Source organism: Sphaerisporangium sp. NPDC005289 (assembly GCF_040607455.1).
Classification (GTDB): domain Bacteria; phylum Actinomycetota; class Actinomycetes; order Streptosporangiales; family Streptosporangiaceae; genus Sphaerisporangium; species Sphaerisporangium rhizosphaerae.
The window spans coordinates 319,526-334,339 of sequence record NZ_JBEXGS010000008.1; the positions used below are offsets into that span (position 1 = coordinate 319,526).

The window sequence follows — 14,814 nt, forward strand, 5'->3', positions numbered from 1 at the left end:
CCGCCGTCAGGGGACGCGTGCGGACAGCGGCAGCGCCTGGTGGCCGTGCTCGGCCACGGCGTGCAGCTCCTGTTCGGTGACCGGGGCGAGCCAGAGCCACCGCACCTCGTCGCCGCTGAAGGCGAACCCCGACAGATCGGGCAGCCCCGGCACGGCGTCGATCAGCACCACCCCCTGGTAGGCGGATCCGAGCGGGAACGACGCCGCCTCGCGGTACCAGCGCGCCGTGTGGCCGTGTCCGAGCCAGGTCACCGAGTGCCACGGGTAGCGCGCCAGCCACAGCAACAGCTGCGCCGCCTCGGTCGCCTCGCTCCGCGTGGCGACGGCGAGCTCGATGCGCGCGTGGGTGTCCGGCCGGTCGTACTGCTCGACGGTGGGCATGCGCTGGCAGCTCATCCCCACGGTGGACAGCACGGTGTATCCGTCCTGCGGGCGTTCGGTGATGCCCACGGCCGGCAGGCGGTCGCCGCCGACGTCCCAATATCGCGCGGCCGGGCCGACGCGGGCGTCCAGGTGGCTCATCACGAACTGCTGGAACGACGGCCAGGCGGCGTCGCCGTGCCGCCATTCCCAGTACGAGCGGGCTTTGGCGATGCGCGGGGCCAGCCCTTCGAGGGCCTCGGCCAGCGGCCAGGCGAACGGCGACTCGCTGACGACGTCCCTGGCGTAGCCGGGCATGCCGCGTTCGAGGTCGGCCCACCCGGGAATGACGGCCAGCAGGTCGCCGTTGCGGTACAGGGCGGCGCCGTCGCCCTCCTCGAACCACAGCACTTCGAGCTCCTCCGCCGTGAACGGCGGGGTGCCTTCGGGGACGCGGGTGGTGCCGAGCGGCATGACGGGGGTCTGTCCGGACTCGATGCGCACCAGATCGACCGAGGAGGGTGCGGGGCCATGGTTGGCGAGCCACACGGCTCCGTGGATCCCGCCTTCGGCGTCGCGCAGGTAAGCTACCGAGGACAGCCCGTCGTGTTCGACGGTCACCACGCGGCTACCGTAGGGGCTGGTGTCGGTGAGGACGACATCGGTGGTGCCCAACGCATATCCGCCTTTCCGGTGAACGTCTCCCCGTTCGGCCGACGATCGCAATAGATCACACGGAATGGCTGTCCGCTGCAGCTTCCGGCAAACCGTTAAGAGAAGGACATGTCCGCCGAGCTAACCTTTGTCGCCCCCCGACGGGCGAAGCCGTCACGCCACCTGGCCGACCTGTCCATGGCGGAGCGCCGCACGGCCGTCGCCGAGCTGGGCGAGAAGCCCTTCCGCGCCGACCAGTTGTCCCGGCACTACTTCGAGCGGCTGACCACCGACCCCGAGCACATGACCGACCTGCCGGCGTCGTCGCGCGACCAGCTCGTGACGCGCCTGATGCCGAATCTGCTGACCTCGGTGCGCGAGATCACCTGTGACGAGGGCATGACGCGCAAGACGCTGTGGCGGCTGTTCGACGGGGCGTTGGTCGAGTCGGTGCTGATGCGCTACCCCGACCGCGTGACGATGTGCGTGTCGTCCCAGGCCGGGTGCGGCATGAACTGCCCGTTCTGCGCCACCGGGCAGGCCGGTCTGACCCGCAACATGTCCACGGCCGAGATCGTCGAGCAGGTCGTTTCCGGTGCCCGCGCCCTGGCCAGGGACGAGGTGCCCGGCGGGCCCGGGCGGGTGAGCAACATCGTCTTCATGGGCATGGGCGAGCCGCTGGCCAACTACAAGGCCGTGATCGGCGCCGTGCGCCGCATCGTCGATCCCGCTCCCGAGGGCCTCGGCATCTCCGCCCGTGGCGTGACCGTCTCGACGGTCGGGCTGGTGCCCGCCATCGACAAGCTCGCGAACGAGGGGCTGCCGGTGACGCTGGCGGTCTCCCTGCACGCCCCCGACGACGAGCTGCGTGACACGCTGGTGCCGGTCAACACCCGCTGGAAGGTCGGCGAGGTGCTGGACGCCGCCTGGAAGTACGCCGCCACCACCAAGCGGCGCGTCTCCATCGAGTACGCCCTGATCAAGGACATCAACGACCAGGAGTGGCGGGCCGACCTGCTCGGCCGCCTGCTCAAGGGCAAGCTGGTGCACGTCAACCTGATCCCGCTCAACCCGACCCCCGGCTCCAAGTGGACGGCCTCCCGCCCGGAGGACGAGCGGGCCTTCGTGCGCCGCCTGGAGTCGCACGGCGTGGCCGTCACCGTCCGTGACACCCGCGGCCGCGAGATCGACGGCGCCTGCGGCCAGCTCGCGGCCGCGCCGGAGGCCTGAGGTCACATATACCTGATCGTGTTCGCCAGCAGCGCGAGCAGGAGCAGGGTGCCGGCGCCGATGACGACCATGCGCCAGAACGCCGCCCACGCGGCCGACTTGGCGCCGGGGATCTTGCCGGCGGCGTCGGCGGCGGCCTTCGCCGCCTTGCCCCAGCCCGCCCAGGTGTCGAGCGCGCGCTGGAAGTTGCGGCCGACGATGAACAGGATCGTCGCGATGACGATGATGATCAGAATGCGGCCGTCCGAACTTTCCATGGCGTACTCCCGCGGGGACGATTCCTGGCCCAGGTATGCCGAATTTATGGCAAACGCCTTGGCCGTGTGAGCGAAAGCCGGCGAGGACATCGGCCCAGGTCCGCTCGGCGAAGTAGCCATATACTGAAATATGCTCTTCATTCAGGTGAAGGCTTGCTTATCGGTTGATCTACGGATAATTGCCGTCATATCCGCCATATTCTGGCCGTCAGGTGAAGAGCCGAGAACTCATCGCCCTGTTCGCCGGACGGCGCGGCGGGAGTGGTAAGACTGGTGCCGACCGTGAGACGTGATGGGCGGGAGCGCGCGGCTGTGCAGGATGACGGGAAGACGGCCGGGCGGGCCGTGGACATCTACACCGACGGCGCGTGCAGCGGCAATCCAGGGCCCGGCGGCTGGGGGGCGGTGCTGCGCTACGGCCGCACCGAGAAAGAGATCTTCGGCGGCGAGGCCGGCACCACCAACAACCGCATGGAGCTGATGGCCGCCATCATGGCCCTGGAGAGCCTCACCCGGCCGGTCACCGTGCGCCTGCACACCGACAGCACCTACGTGCGCAACGGCATCACCCAGTGGCTGCGGAGCTGGAAGCGCAACGGCTGGCGGACGGCCGGCAGGCAGCCGGTCAAGAACGTGGACCTGTGGCAGCGGCTCGACGCGGCCGCCGCCCGGCACACCGTCGAGTGGCTCTGGGTGAAGGGCCACTCCGGTCACCCCGAGAACGACCGCGCCGACGCGCTGGCCCGCCGCGGCGCCGAGCAGGCCCGCGCCGATCAGGGCGCCCCGCACCCCGCCTGACGGGTCCCCGCGCGGGAGGGGGCGTGAGAAAACATCCTTAATGCGGCTTTTTGCGTAGTTCGCTGGACGACCCGCTGGGAACCTCGGAGCAACTCACACCGATCGTCCGAGGAGGCCGACATGCGCGCCCTGATCCCCACCGGCCCCCGCCAGTTCGCCGCGGCCTTCGTCGAAGGGCTGCGGGTCATCGCCCGCCACACCCGCGCCTCGCGCCAAACCGGCCGAGACCGGAGGGCGCGAGGGGTTGAGGCGTCACGGGGCACGGAATGATGGCAGCGAGTCAACCGGACGGCCGACGGGAGCCACGCATGCGCATCGGTGTTGTCTTTCCCCAGACCGAGATCGGCTCGGACGCCGGCGCGGTGCGGGCGTACGGGCAGGCGGTCCAGGAGCTCGGCTACCGGCACGTAATGGCCTACGACCACGTCGTCGGCGCCGACCCCGAGGTGCACCGCGACTGGCGCGGCGTGTACGACGTGCACACCACCTTCCACGAGCCGATGGTGCTGTTCGGGTTCCTCGCCGCGCTGACCTCGCTGGAGCTGGTCACCTCCATCATCATCCTGCCGCAACGGCAGACGGCCCTGGTGGCCAAGCAGGCGGCCGAGGTCGACCTGCTCACCTCCGGCCATTTCCGGCTGGGCGTTGGCCTGGGATGGAACGCGGTCGAGTACGAGGCCCTCGGACAGGACTTCGCCGTCCGCGGCAGGCGCGTCGAGGAGCAGGTGGGCCTGCTGCGCCGGTTGTGGACCGAGCGCACCGTCACCTTCCACGGCGAGTACGACCGGATCACCGGGGCGGGTCTCGCGCCCCTGCCGGTGCAGCGGCCGATCCCCCTGTGGTTCGGCGCGCAGTCGCCCCCGGCCTATCGGCGCGCCGGACGGCTGGCGGACGGCTGGTTCCCGCAGATGGGTCCCGGGCCGAGGCTGGTGGAGGCCAAGGCGGTGGTCGACGAGGCCGCGCTGCGGGCGGGGCGCGACCCCTCCACTCTGGGCATGGAGGGACGGGTGAGCTGGCAGGGCGACCCGGAGGAGGTGGCCGGCCTGGCCCGCCAGTGGCGGGAGGCCGGCGCCACGCACATCGCCGTCAACACCATGAACGCGGGCCTGGCCGGGGTGGACGGACACCTCGCGGCGCTGGAGACCGTCGCCGCGACGCTCGGACTGCGCGAGGTCAGGCCCGGCAGATGATCTCGCCGTGGACGACGGTGAACCAGGCGTCCTCGTGAGTTCCCCACTCCTGCCAGGCCTCGCTGATGCGTTGAAGGTCGCTCCGCGTGGCGCCGTAGGCCAGGGCGTGGTCGGCGAAGGCGGAGGCGACGACCCGTTCGGCCCACAGGCCGCTCCACCAGGCGCGGTCCGCCGGGGCGGCGAAGCACCAGACCGACGCGGTGGCGGTGACGTCGGTGAAGCCGGCCTGGCGTGCCCATGAGAGCAGCCGCCGGCCGGCGTCGGGCTGTCCGCCGTTGGCCGCCGCGACCCGCCGGTACAGCTCGCGCCACTCGTTGAGCACCGGCGACTCCGGATACCAGGTGAAGGTCGCGTAGTCGGAGTCGCGGGCCGCGACCACCCCGCCGGGGCGGCAGGCCCGGCGCATGGCGGCCAGGGCGCCGACGGGGTCGGCGACGTGCTGCAGCACCTGATGGGCATGCACCACGTCGAACGAGCCGTCGGGATGGTCCAGGTCGTGCAGGTCGCCGGTCTGGAAGGTGAGGTTCGTCAGGCCGGAGGATGCGGCCGCGTCCCTGGCCTGGGCGACGATGCCCTCGCTGGTGTCCATCCCGACGACGCGGCCGGGGGCGACCAGGTGGGCGAGGTCGGCGGTGATGGTGCCCGGGCCGCAGCCGACGTCCAGCAACGACATCCCGGGCCGCAGGTGCGGCAGCAGGTAGGCGGCGGAGTTGGCCGCCGTCCGCCAGGTGTGGGAGCGGAGCACCGACTCGTGGTGCCCGTGGGTGTAGACGGCGCGTGGTGCCGGCATGTCGATCAGTCTCCTCGGTAGCGCGATACCCGGAGACTATGCGGTCATCCACATCGTGAACATATTCGTCTTGCATCGCGAGACAAGATGGCATCGCCGCCAGCGGTGAAGCAGGTGGCGGCGGGCGAGCGCATGAGTACGCCGGGCATGGCGGTCAGGCCGCTCGCCACGGTGAGGTGGGCGGTGCGGGCGTGAGGGCCTGGTGGGCTAGGGCCGGGTGCGGCGCAGGCGGATGTAGGCGACCAGGGCCAGCGCGCACCAGAAGGCGGTGATGACGGCCAGTCCCGGCAGATGCCCGCCCAGGAAGCCGGGCCGGCCGGCGGCGTGCATCCAGCCGATGATCGGGACGGTCAGCCAGGCGATCGGGGCGAGGCTGACCAGCAGCATCGCCACGTACCCGCCGAGCAGGGCCAGGGCCGAGACCCCCGGGTCGGGCAGGATCGGGCGGCTGGTCAGCGCGCCGAGGGCGGTGCCGGTGACCAGCGACAGCACGTGCAGCGCGAGCCCGCCGAGCAGCACGGCGGGGCCGGGCGTCGCGGCGAAGCCGATGACCAGCGGGACGGCCAGGGCGAGCGCGGCCAGCATGGCGTTCACGGCCGCCGAGGCGGCCAGGCCGCCCGCCACCTCCCGTCCGGGGCGCCCGGCGGCGGTGGCGGAGATCAGTCGTTGCACGTCCGGCTCGGCGTCGAGCAGCCCGCGCGCCGCCCAGGCGAAGACGGGGACCAGCAGCGCCGCCGAGTCGGCGTAGGAGGACAGCTCCGTCCCGGGCGTCACCCGCACGGAGTACAGCACGATCATGATGGCCAGCAGCCCGGCGAACGGGTGGAGGACGCGGTGTGACCGCACGTAGGTGGCGATCTTGAACTGGGTGAGGGAGACCGTGGCTCTCATCGCGCCTCGCTTCCGGCGTGCGGCAGGGGGCGGACCACGGCCGGGTAGCCGTCGGCCCGGAGCTTGCGGACGACCGCCTCGGCCTCGCCCGCCTCCACCGCGATCTCGATGACGACGGTCGCGGCACCCATGGCCCCGGACGGGACGCCGGCAGGCGCGACCGGCGGGGACGGGGCGCCGGCAGGCGTCACAGATGGCGACGGTGACAGTGTGGCCGGCGGGGACGGCGCGTCCGCCGTTGCGGCCGGCGTGGGGAAGGCGTCGGCGGGGGCGACACGTGGGGACGGTGTGCTGGTGGACGCGGTCGGCGGGGACAGGGCGCCGGCGGCGGTGGAGAGGGTGTCGGACGGGGCGTCGTGGCCGAGGGGGCGGACCGTCCGGTCGCCCACGTGCAGGCGCAGGACGCCCCGGTGCCCGGCCAGGCCGTTCTGGTGGTCGCTGACCACGACGATGCCGCCCGTCGCCACGACCTCCTCCACGATGGCCGGCAGCTCGGCGCGGGCCTGCGCGTCCAGTCCGGAGAACGGCTCGTCGAGGATGAGCAGGCCCGGCGGGGCCAGCAACGCCTGCGCCAGGCCCACCTTGTGGGCGCTCCCCTTGGACAGATCGCCGAGGGGCACTTCCAGCAGCGCCGCCATGCCCAGGCGCTCCACCCACGGGTCGATCGCCGCCGGGGTGAGGCCGCGGACGCCGGCCATGCGGGCCAGGTAGGCGGCCACCGTGAACGGCTGCTCGACCGGGAAGATCTCCGGCGCGTACCCGACGACCGGCGGGCGGCCGGTGACGTGGCCCCGCGTCGGGGGCGTGGTGCCCGCGAGCAGTCTCAGCAGTGTGGACTTGCCGGCGCCGTTGCGCCCCGTGACCTCGGCGATCGTGCCGGGCGGGAGGTCCAGGCCGACCTCGTGGAGGACCCAGGGGGCGCGACGGGCGTAGCGGAAGGAGAGGTTCGCGAGCCGCATAGGTCGGCAAGCCTACCGGTCGGCGGCTAACTTCCTGGATTTCCCCATGTCATACGTTCAGAATGGTAAAGGAGGGAAATAATGGCCGGGGTGTGAACCTGGAGGATGTGGCGTGAACCGCTTTCCCCGCGTGCTCGGCGTGCGGACCGGCTATGACCCTGACCAGGTCGACGCGCTTATTCAGCGCATTGAGGCGACCCTCGGCCGCGGTGTCCTGGACGGCCCGCCGATCACCGCCGAGGAGATCCGCTCGGCTCGCTTCAACGCCAAATTGGGGGGATACAACGAGACGGCCGTCGATTACGCGCTCGACGCCTTCGTGATCGCGGTGGAGATCCGCGGCGATACGGCCGCGACGGGGGCTCCGGGCTCCGCGCCTTCACCGTCCGCCGCCGCTCCCGTGGCCGCGTCGCCCGCCGCCGCGGAGTCCGCCTGGCCCAAGCCGGTCGCCGCTCCGGAGTCGGCCTGGCCCAGGCCGGCGGCCCCTTCGGAGTTCGCCCGGCCCAAGCCGGCCGCCCCGTCCGACCCCGCCTGGCCGAAGCCGCCCGGTCCGCCGGAGCCGGCCCGGCCGAGGCCGGCGTTCGAGCCGTTCCGTCCCGCTCCGGCGTCCGGCACGCCGAGGCCGGCCTCCCTGTTCGAGCCGGCCGACCCGCTGTCCGCGCCGGCCTTCTCCGCCCCGCAGGCCGCCCCGGTGCCCGAGCCCTCCGTGGCCGCCCCGATGCCCGGGCCGTCCGTGGCCGCGCCGCCGTCCGGGGCGCGGGACGGCCAGGCGACCGCGGAGGGCGCCACAAGCAGGGTGGGCGTCAAAGGCGCGAAGGGTTCCAGTGGTTCGGAGGAAGACGACGACGCGCCGACGCTGCCGGGAATGCCCAAGGTGACGGCACGCGGCCCGGCCGCGCCGGAGGCGGGGGAGGCGTCCTCCGAGCGGTCCGGGACGGGCCCGCCGGCCGCGGCCTGGCTGGAGGAGCAGGCGGCGCGGGTCGAGCGCGTGCTGTTCCGGCCCGCCCGGCTCGGGGCCGGCTACAACGAGGACGAGGTGGACGTCTTCCTCGACCACGTGGTCGCGACCCTGCGCGGCACCGGTGACCACCCGTTGACGGCCGAGCAGGTGAGGAAGGCGACCTTCTCCACCGTCGTGTTCAAGACCGGCTACGCCGTGACCCAGGTGGACGCGTTCCTCGCCGAGATCGCCGGCGTCCTGGACCGCCGTGAGGCGCTGGTCGGGGAGCAGGGCCAGCCCGTGTGACGCCGTGCGGCGGTGGCGGGCCCCGTGCCGGTCAGCGGGTGCCCCAGGAGTAGGTTTGCTTGCGCAGCTTGAGGTAGACGAAGGTCTCGGTGGCGCGCACGGTGGGGATGGCCCTGATCTTGCCGAGGATCTCCAGCAGGTGGCTGTCGCCCTCGCAGACGACTTCGACCATGATGTCCAGCGAGCCGGCCGTGAGGACGACGTAGTCGATCTCGTCGATGGACGACAGTTTGTCGGCGACCGTCTCCAGGTCGCCCTCGCACTTGATGCCGATCATGGCCTGGCGCGGGAAGCCGAGGGTGAGGGGGTCGGTGACGGCCACGATCTGCATGACGCCGGTGTCCAGGAGGCGTTGCACCCGCTGGCGCACGGCGGCCTCCGAGAGCCCGACGGCCTTGCCGATGGCGGCGTAGGGCTTGCGCCCGTCGGTCTGCAACTGCTCGATGATCTGCTTGGAGATCTCGTCCAGCACCACCGGACCCGGCTTGGCGTCGTGGTTGTTGTCCCGTCGCGCCTTCGGCGGCGTCGTCATCTCCGCGTCCTTCCTCAGCACCCGAGACCGCTACAGCGCGGCGATTACGGAGTTGTTCCCGCCATGTTGCGGTCCTGGTGCGACATGTTGTCAGCTCGTCGTGCCCTGTCAAGCGAATTCGTAGCAATTTGATATATTCGCGACGAAATCCCTTGTCGTAGCCCCTGGCCTCTGTCAGAGTCGCGACAACTCAGCCACCTCCAGAGGAGGTCAACGTTGACCAGCCGTCTGCAGAACTTCATCAATGGTGAGCTCGCGGACGCCAAGAGCGGCCAGTTCTCCGACGTGATCGACCCGAGCACGGGGGAGGTCTACCTCCAGGCGCCGGTCTCCGGGCAGGAGGACGTGGACGCGGCCTACGCCGCGGCGCTCGCCGCGTTCGAGTCGTGGGGCCAGAGCACCCCCGGCGAGCGCGCCGGCCACCTGCTGAAGATCGCCGACGCCATCGAGGCGCGGGCCGACGAGCTCGTCGAGGCCGAGTGCCGCAACACGGGCAAGCCGCGTGTGCGCATGGCCGAGGACGAGATCCCGCCCGCGGCCGACCACTTCCGCTTCTTCGCGGGCGCCGCGCGCACGCTGGAGGGCCCGACCTCCGGGGAGTTCCTCGCCGACCACACCTCGGTGATCCGCCACGAGCCGATCGGCGTGGTGGGCCAGGTGACCCCGTGGAACTACCCGATGATGATGGCGGTCTGGAAGATCGCCCCGGCCCTCGCGGCCGGCAACACGGTCGTGCTCAAGCCCTCCGACACCACCCCGGTGTCCACGGTGAAGCTGGCCGAGATCATCGGCGAGATCCTCCCGCCCGGCGTCTTCAACGTCGTCGTCGGCGACCGTGAGACCGGCGCGAGGGTGGTGGGCCACCCGTCGGCGTCGATGGTGGCGATCACCGGCTCGGTGGGCGCGGGCGTCCAGGTCGCCAAGTCGGCGGCCGACGACCTCAAGCGGGTGCACCTGGAGCTGGGCGGCAAGGCGCCGGTCGTCGTGTTCGAGGACGTCAGGGACATCCCCGCGGTGGCCGAGGCGATCGCGGGCGCCGGCCTGTACAACGCGGGCCAGGACTGCACCGCGGCCTGCCGGGTGCTGGTCCACGAGAGCATCCACGAGCCGTTCCTCGCCGCGCTGGCCGAGGCGGCGGCGGCCACCAGGACCGGCGGCCTCGAGGTCGAGGACGCCTTCTACGGCCCGCTCAACAACGCCGGCCAACTGGCCAGGGTCGAGGGCTTCCTTGAGCGCGTGCCCGGTCACGCCAAGGTCGTCACCGGCGGGCGGCGCGTGGGCGACAAGGGGTACTTCTTCGAGCCGACGGTGGTCGACGGGCTCCAGCAGGACGACGAGATGATCCAGACCGAGGTGTTCGGGCCGGTCATCACGGTGCAGACCTTCTCCGACGAGGCCGAGGCGCTCACCAAGGCCAACGACGTGAAGTACGGCCTGTCGGCGTCGGTGTGGACCTCCGACCACGGCCGGGCCATGCGGATGTCGCGGCGGCTGGACTTCGGCGTGGTGTGGGTGAACACCCACATCCCGTTCGTCTCGGAGATGCCGCACGGCGGGTTCAAGCACTCGGGCTACGGCAAGGACCTGTCGGTCTTCGGCCTGCACGACTACACCCGGGTCAAGCACGTCATGCACTACATCGGTGAGTGATCACCGAGCACCACACGCACTACATCGGCGCACGCCGCCGACATAGGTAAGGGATAAGCCTGGAATGACGGATATCCAGGCGGGCAAGGAGGCGGCCTCCGCGGTCGCCTCCGACATCTCCACGGTGCCCGCCATCGAGCTCGACGGGGTCGTCAAGGAATACCAAGCGCACGGGGAGATCGTCCAGGCCGTCAAAGGGGTCAGCCTGTCGATCTCCGAAGGCGAGTTCTTCTCCATGCTGGGGCCCTCGGGCTGCGGCAAGACAACCACCATGCGGATGATCGCCGGGTTCGAGGACCCCACGCGGGGCGCCGTACGGCTGCACGGGCAGGACGTCACCGACGTCCCGCCGAACAAGCGCGACGTGAACATGGTCTTCCAGTCCTACGCGCTGTTCCCGCACATGAACGTGTGGGAGAACGTGGCCTTCGGGCTGCGGCGCAGGCGCGTCCCCGACCAGGAGCTCAGGCGGCGGGTCGGCGAGATGCTGGAGATCGTGGACCTCACCGGCCGCGAGAAGCGCCGGCCGCGCGAGATGTCCGGCGGTCAGCAGCAGCGGGTCGCCCTGGCCCGGGCGCTGGTGAACCACCCCAGGGCGCTGCTGCTGGACGAGCCGCTCGGCGCGCTGGACCTCAAGCTGCGCCAGGCGATGCAGATCGAGCTGAAGCGCATCCAGCGCGAGGTGGGCATCACCTTCGTGTACGTGACCCACGACCAGAACGAGGCGCTCACCATGAGCGACCGCATCGCCGTCATGAACGACGGCCTGGTCGAGCAGCTGGCCGGCCCGAGGGAGATCTACGAGCGGCCGGCGACCAAGTTCGTCGCCGGGTTCATCGGCACCTCCAACCTGCTCGCCGGCACGGCCGAGCGGGTCGACGGGGGCATGGCGATGGTGCGGCTCGGGGAGCGCGACCGCGTGCTGGTGCCGGTCGCCGAGGGGACGGGGCTGGACGGCCCGGTCGAGGTGACCGTGCGGCCCGAGAAGATCAGGATCTCGCGGGAGGAGCCCGTCGCGGACCTCAGCGCCGTACGGGGCACCGTGGCCGAGGTGGCCTATCTCGGCACCTACAACAGCTATGCCGTGAACCTGGCGGGCGGGGCGGAGTTCACGGTCTTCGAGCAGAACGCCAACGACAGCAGCATCACGGCGGAGCGCGGTGACTCCGTCTGGCTGTCCTGGCAGCCGCACCACTCGTACGCGATAGGAAGTTGAACCACCTCATGACCCCTCCTCGTGATCTCGCGTTCCTGCGTGGCCTGACCCAGCGTCGCGGCCTGCCCCCGAACCGTGGCGGCGACGGCGTCAGCCGGCGTGACGCCCTGCGCCTGGCGGGCCTGTCGGCCGCCGCGATGGGCCTGGCGGCCTGCGGCGTCCAGGGCAAGAAGGTCGAGCCGCCCAAGCCGAGCGCGGCCGTCGGCTACTGGGCCGACAAGACCAAGAACGGGACGCTGCGCTTCGCCAACTGGCCGCTCTACATCGACAAGGACGGCAAGAAGTACCCGACCCTGGAGAAGTTCACCAAGGAGACGGGCATCAAGGTCACCTACCAGGAGGCCATCCAGGACAACTCCACCTGGTTCGGCAAGATCCAGCCGCAGCTCGCCGCCGGCCAGGACATCGGCTACGACCTGATGGTGATGACCAACGGCATCCAGCTGACCCGGGCGATCGCGCTCGGCTACCTGGTGGCGCTCGACCACGAGAAGCTGCCGAACTTCGCCGCCAACGCGGGCGCCAAGTACAAGAACCCCACCTACGACCCGGACAACACCTACACGATTCCGTGGCAGTCGGGCATCACCGGCATCGCCTACAACCCCAAGTACGTCGACGGGGAGATCGCGAGCATCCAGGAGCTCTGGAACCCCAAGTACAAGGGCAAGGTCGGCATGCTGCTCGACACCCAGGAGATCGCCAACTTCGGGCTGTTCGCGCTCGGCATCGACCCGGACAAGTCCGCCCAGGCCGACTGGGAGAAGGCCGGCCAGAAGCTCCAGCAGCAGCGCGACGCCGGGCTCGTGCGCAAGTACTACGAGAACGACTACGTGGACGCGCTGGTGCGCGGCGACATCTGGATCTGCATGGCCTGGTCGGGTGACGTGTTCCAGCAGATCGCCGAGGGCCAGGATCTCAAGTTCGTGATCCCCCAGGAGGGGGGCACGATCTGGACCGACAACATGTGCATCCCCAAGACCGCGCAGAACCCGGTCGACGCCCTGGCCATGATGGACTACGTGTACAAGCCCGAGGTGGCGGCGGCCCTGGCCGAGTACATCAACTACATCACCCCTGTGCCCGGCGCCCAGCAGGTCGTCAAGGCCGACGCCGCCAAGGCGACCGGGGAGGACAAGAAGTCGCTCGAACTGCTGGCGAGCAGCCCGCTGATCTTCCCGTCGGAGTCCGACCTGGCCAAGCTGCGCACCTACAAGACCCTGACGCCGGCCGAGGAGAAGGTCTTCGAGCGCATCTTCCAGCCGATCGCCCAGGGCTAGCGCCATGAGACGCAAGCTCGCGCCCTACCTGCTCATCCTCCCGGGCGGGCTGTGGCTGGTGCTGTTCCTGGTGGTCCCGCTGGTGTTCATGGCCTCGGTCTCCACCCAGGAGGGCGACGTCGTGTACGGCTTCGTCCAGACCTTCCACCTGGCCAACTACACCGACGCGCTGGTGCAGTACAAGACGCAGTTCCTGCGGTCGGTCGGCTACGGCCTCATCGGCACGGTGGCGGCCATCGCGCTCGCCTACCCGGTGGCGTACTGGATCGCCTTCAAGGGCGGCAGCCGCAAGTCGACCTACCTGCTGCTGGTGCTGCTGCCGTTCTTCGTGTCGTTCGTGCTGCGCACGGTGTCGTGGAAGTTCCTGCTCGCCGACGACGGCATCCTGCTGCAGCCGCTGAAGGACGCGGGGATGTTGCCGGCCGACTTCCACATCCTGGCGACCTCGGTCGCGGTCATCTTCGGCCTGACCTACAACTACCTGCCGTTCATGATCCTGCCGATCTACGTGGCGCTGGAGCGGGTGGACCCCCGCGTCGTGGAGGCGGCCCACGACCTGTACGCCACGCCCCGGGAGTCGTTCACCAAGATCGTGCTGCCGTTGTCCCTGCCGGGGGTGTTCGCCGGAGTGCTCATGACCTTCGTCCCGATGACCTCCGACTACGTCAACGCCGCGATCCTCGGCGGCCCGGCCAACACGATGATCGGCAACATCATCCAGACGGAGTACCTGACGAACAACAACTACCCGGTCGGCGCCGCGCTGTCGTTCACGCTGATGGCGGTGATGCTCGTCGGCATCTTCGTCTACGCCCGGGCCCTCGGCACCGAGAACGTCCTCGAGGCGGCGGCCCGATGAGCGGCCCGGCGAGCATCCCTCCGAGCCCTCCGGCGGGCATCCCGGCGGGCACCCCGGTGAGCACCGCGACCGCGCCGCGGGCCGAGGCGCCCGCGCCGGGGCCGCCGCGCCGCGGACGTTCCCGCAAGGGCGACCGCGTGCTGTTCGCCTACACCTGGCTCGTGCTGGTGTGGCTGTTCCTCCCGATCGCCGTGATGATCGTGTTCGGGTTCAACGACACCAAGAGCAAGTCGAACGTGAGCTGGCAGGGCTTCACCTTCAAGTGGTGGGGGCGGCTCGGCGACTACCCCGAGCTGACCGGCGCCCTGTGGAACTCCATCTCGATCGCGCTGATCGCCACGGCCGTCACCACCGCGCTCGGCACGCTGATGGGCATCGCCCTCGGCCGCTACCGCTTCCGCGGGCAGGGGGCCACCAACCTGGTCATGTTCGCGGCGATCTCCTCGCCCGAGCTGGTCATGGGCACCTCGCTGCTGTCGCTGTTCATCAGCATGGGCGTGCAGACCGGCTACTGGACCGTCGTCATCGCGCACGTGCTGTTCTCGGTGTCGTTCGTCGCGGTGACCGTGCGGGCCCGGGTCGTCGGCCTGGACGGCTCGGTGGAGGAGGCCGCGCGCGACCTGGGCGCGTCGACCTGGATCACCTTCTGGCGGGTCACCTTCCCGATGATCCTCCCGGGTGTCATCTCCGGGGCGCTGCTGGCGTTCGCGCTGTCGATCGATGACTTCGTCATCACCCAGTTCACCAGCGGCACGACCACCACCTTCCCCCTGTGGATCTACGGCGCCGTCCGCATCGGCGTCCCGCCACAGGTCAACATCCTCGGCACGCTGATCTTCGCGGTCGGCGTGGCGATCGCCGTGATCAACACGGTGACCTCCCGCCGTCGCACCTGACGCGGG

At 70.6% G+C, this 14,814-nt stretch carries 16 protein-coding genes; 10 read left to right on the top strand and 6 right to left on the bottom strand.

Annotated features, from left to right (window positions below):
• Positions 1 to 6: 6 nt before the first annotated feature.
• Positions 7 to 1,035 carry a suppressor of fused domain protein gene (locus ABZT47_RS17150; protein ID WP_354842244.1) on the bottom strand — a complete coding sequence of 343 codons (1,029 nt, stop codon included), beginning with the start codon at positions 1,033 to 1,035 and terminating at the stop codon, positions 7 to 9.
• 108 nt (positions 1,036 to 1,143) lie between these two features.
• Here ABZT47_RS17150 and rlmN point away from each other — a divergent pair, with 108 nt between their 5' ends.
• The gene (gene rlmN, locus ABZT47_RS17155; RefSeq protein ID WP_354842251.1) at positions 1,144 to 2,244 is read left to right on the top strand and encodes a 23S rRNA (adenine(2503)-C(2))-methyltransferase RlmN; all 1,101 of its coding nucleotides are present in this window, start codon (positions 1,144 to 1,146) and stop codon (positions 2,242 to 2,244) included.
• A 2-nt stretch (positions 2,245 to 2,246) separates the two neighbouring features.
• Here rlmN and ABZT47_RS17160 read toward each other — a convergent pair whose 3' ends face one another.
• Positions 2,247 to 2,501: a hypothetical protein gene (locus ABZT47_RS17160; RefSeq protein ID WP_354842254.1), complete on the bottom strand. Its 255-nt coding sequence runs from the start codon at positions 2,499 to 2,501 to the stop codon at positions 2,247 to 2,249.
• A gap of 312 nt (positions 2,502 to 2,813) precedes the next feature.
• Between ABZT47_RS17160 and rnhA the strand changes: the two genes are divergently transcribed.
• From rnhA to ABZT47_RS17175, 3 genes are all read left to right on the top strand, one after another.
• Entirely contained in the window at positions 2,814 to 3,299 is a 486-nt protein-coding gene (gene rnhA, locus ABZT47_RS17165; RefSeq protein ID WP_354842255.1) for a ribonuclease HI, read from the top strand.
• A 120-nt stretch (positions 3,300 to 3,419) separates the two neighbouring features.
• Entirely contained in the window at positions 3,420 to 3,569 is a 150-nt protein-coding gene (locus ABZT47_RS17170; RefSeq protein WP_354842258.1) for a hypothetical protein, read from the top strand.
• A gap of 38 nt (positions 3,570 to 3,607) precedes the next feature.
• Positions 3,608 to 4,489, top strand: a complete 882-nt coding sequence (locus ABZT47_RS17175) for an LLM class F420-dependent oxidoreductase (RefSeq protein WP_354842261.1) — start codon at positions 3,608 to 3,610, stop codon at positions 4,487 to 4,489.
• On the opposite strand, the gene ABZT47_RS17180 is transcribed toward ABZT47_RS17175, so the two are convergent.
• The 3 genes from ABZT47_RS17180 to ABZT47_RS17190 form a co-directional block, all read right to left on the bottom strand.
• Positions 4,473 to 5,279, bottom strand: a complete 807-nt coding sequence (locus tag ABZT47_RS17180; RefSeq protein WP_354842264.1) for a methyltransferase domain-containing protein — start codon at positions 5,277 to 5,279, stop codon at positions 4,473 to 4,475. The two genes, ABZT47_RS17175 and ABZT47_RS17180, sit on opposite strands and share 17 nt — an antisense overlap.
• A 207-nt stretch (positions 5,280 to 5,486) precedes the next feature.
• Positions 5,487 to 6,170: a hypothetical protein gene (locus tag ABZT47_RS17185; RefSeq protein ID WP_354842267.1), complete on the bottom strand. Its 684-nt coding sequence runs from the start codon at positions 6,168 to 6,170 to the stop codon at positions 5,487 to 5,489.
• Positions 6,167 to 7,129, bottom strand: coding sequence for an ATP-binding cassette domain-containing protein (locus tag ABZT47_RS17190; protein WP_354842270.1), 963 nt, complete (start codon positions 7,127 to 7,129; stop codon positions 6,167 to 6,169). The genes ABZT47_RS17185 and ABZT47_RS17190 overlap by 4 nt, the downstream gene beginning before the upstream one ends.
• A gap of 112 nt (positions 7,130 to 7,241) precedes the next feature.
• On the opposite strand from ABZT47_RS17190, the gene ABZT47_RS17195 reads away from it, so the two are divergent.
• Complete coding sequence (locus ABZT47_RS17195; protein WP_354842272.1) at positions 7,242 to 8,375, top strand: DivIVA domain-containing protein; 1,134 nt, start codon at positions 7,242 to 7,244, stop codon at positions 8,373 to 8,375.
• A gap of 31 nt (positions 8,376 to 8,406) precedes the next feature.
• On the opposite strand, the gene ABZT47_RS17200 is transcribed toward ABZT47_RS17195, so the two are convergent.
• Entirely contained in the window at positions 8,407 to 8,907 is a 501-nt protein-coding gene (locus ABZT47_RS17200; protein ID WP_354842274.1) for an Lrp/AsnC family transcriptional regulator, read from the bottom strand.
• A gap of 216 nt (positions 8,908 to 9,123) precedes the next feature.
• On the opposite strand from ABZT47_RS17200, the gene ABZT47_RS17205 reads away from it, so the two are divergent.
• From ABZT47_RS17205 to ABZT47_RS17225, 5 genes are all read left to right on the top strand, one after another.
• Complete coding sequence (locus tag ABZT47_RS17205) at positions 9,124 to 10,557, top strand: gamma-aminobutyraldehyde dehydrogenase (RefSeq protein WP_354842277.1); 1,434 nt, start codon at positions 9,124 to 9,126, stop codon at positions 10,555 to 10,557.
• A 64-nt stretch (positions 10,558 to 10,621) separates the two neighbouring features.
• A complete protein-coding gene (locus ABZT47_RS17210; protein ID WP_354842280.1) occupies positions 10,622 to 11,773 on the top strand; it encodes an ABC transporter ATP-binding protein in 1,152 nt (383 codons plus the stop codon).
• 8 nt (positions 11,774 to 11,781) lie between these two features.
• On the top strand, positions 11,782 to 13,053 hold the full coding sequence (locus ABZT47_RS17215; RefSeq protein ID WP_354842283.1) for a spermidine/putrescine ABC transporter substrate-binding protein: 1,272 nt from the start codon (positions 11,782 to 11,784) through the stop codon (positions 13,051 to 13,053).
• Between the two features lie 4 nt (positions 13,054 to 13,057).
• Positions 13,058 to 13,912 (top strand): ABC transporter permease, encoded by an 855-nt coding sequence (locus tag ABZT47_RS17220; protein WP_354842286.1) that lies wholly within the window; start codon positions 13,058 to 13,060, stop codon positions 13,910 to 13,912.
• Entirely contained in the window at positions 13,909 to 14,808 is a 900-nt protein-coding gene (locus ABZT47_RS17225) for an ABC transporter permease subunit (protein ID WP_354842289.1), read from the top strand. The genes ABZT47_RS17220 and ABZT47_RS17225 overlap by 4 nt, the downstream gene beginning before the upstream one ends.
• Positions 14,809 to 14,814: the final 6 nt, after the last annotated feature.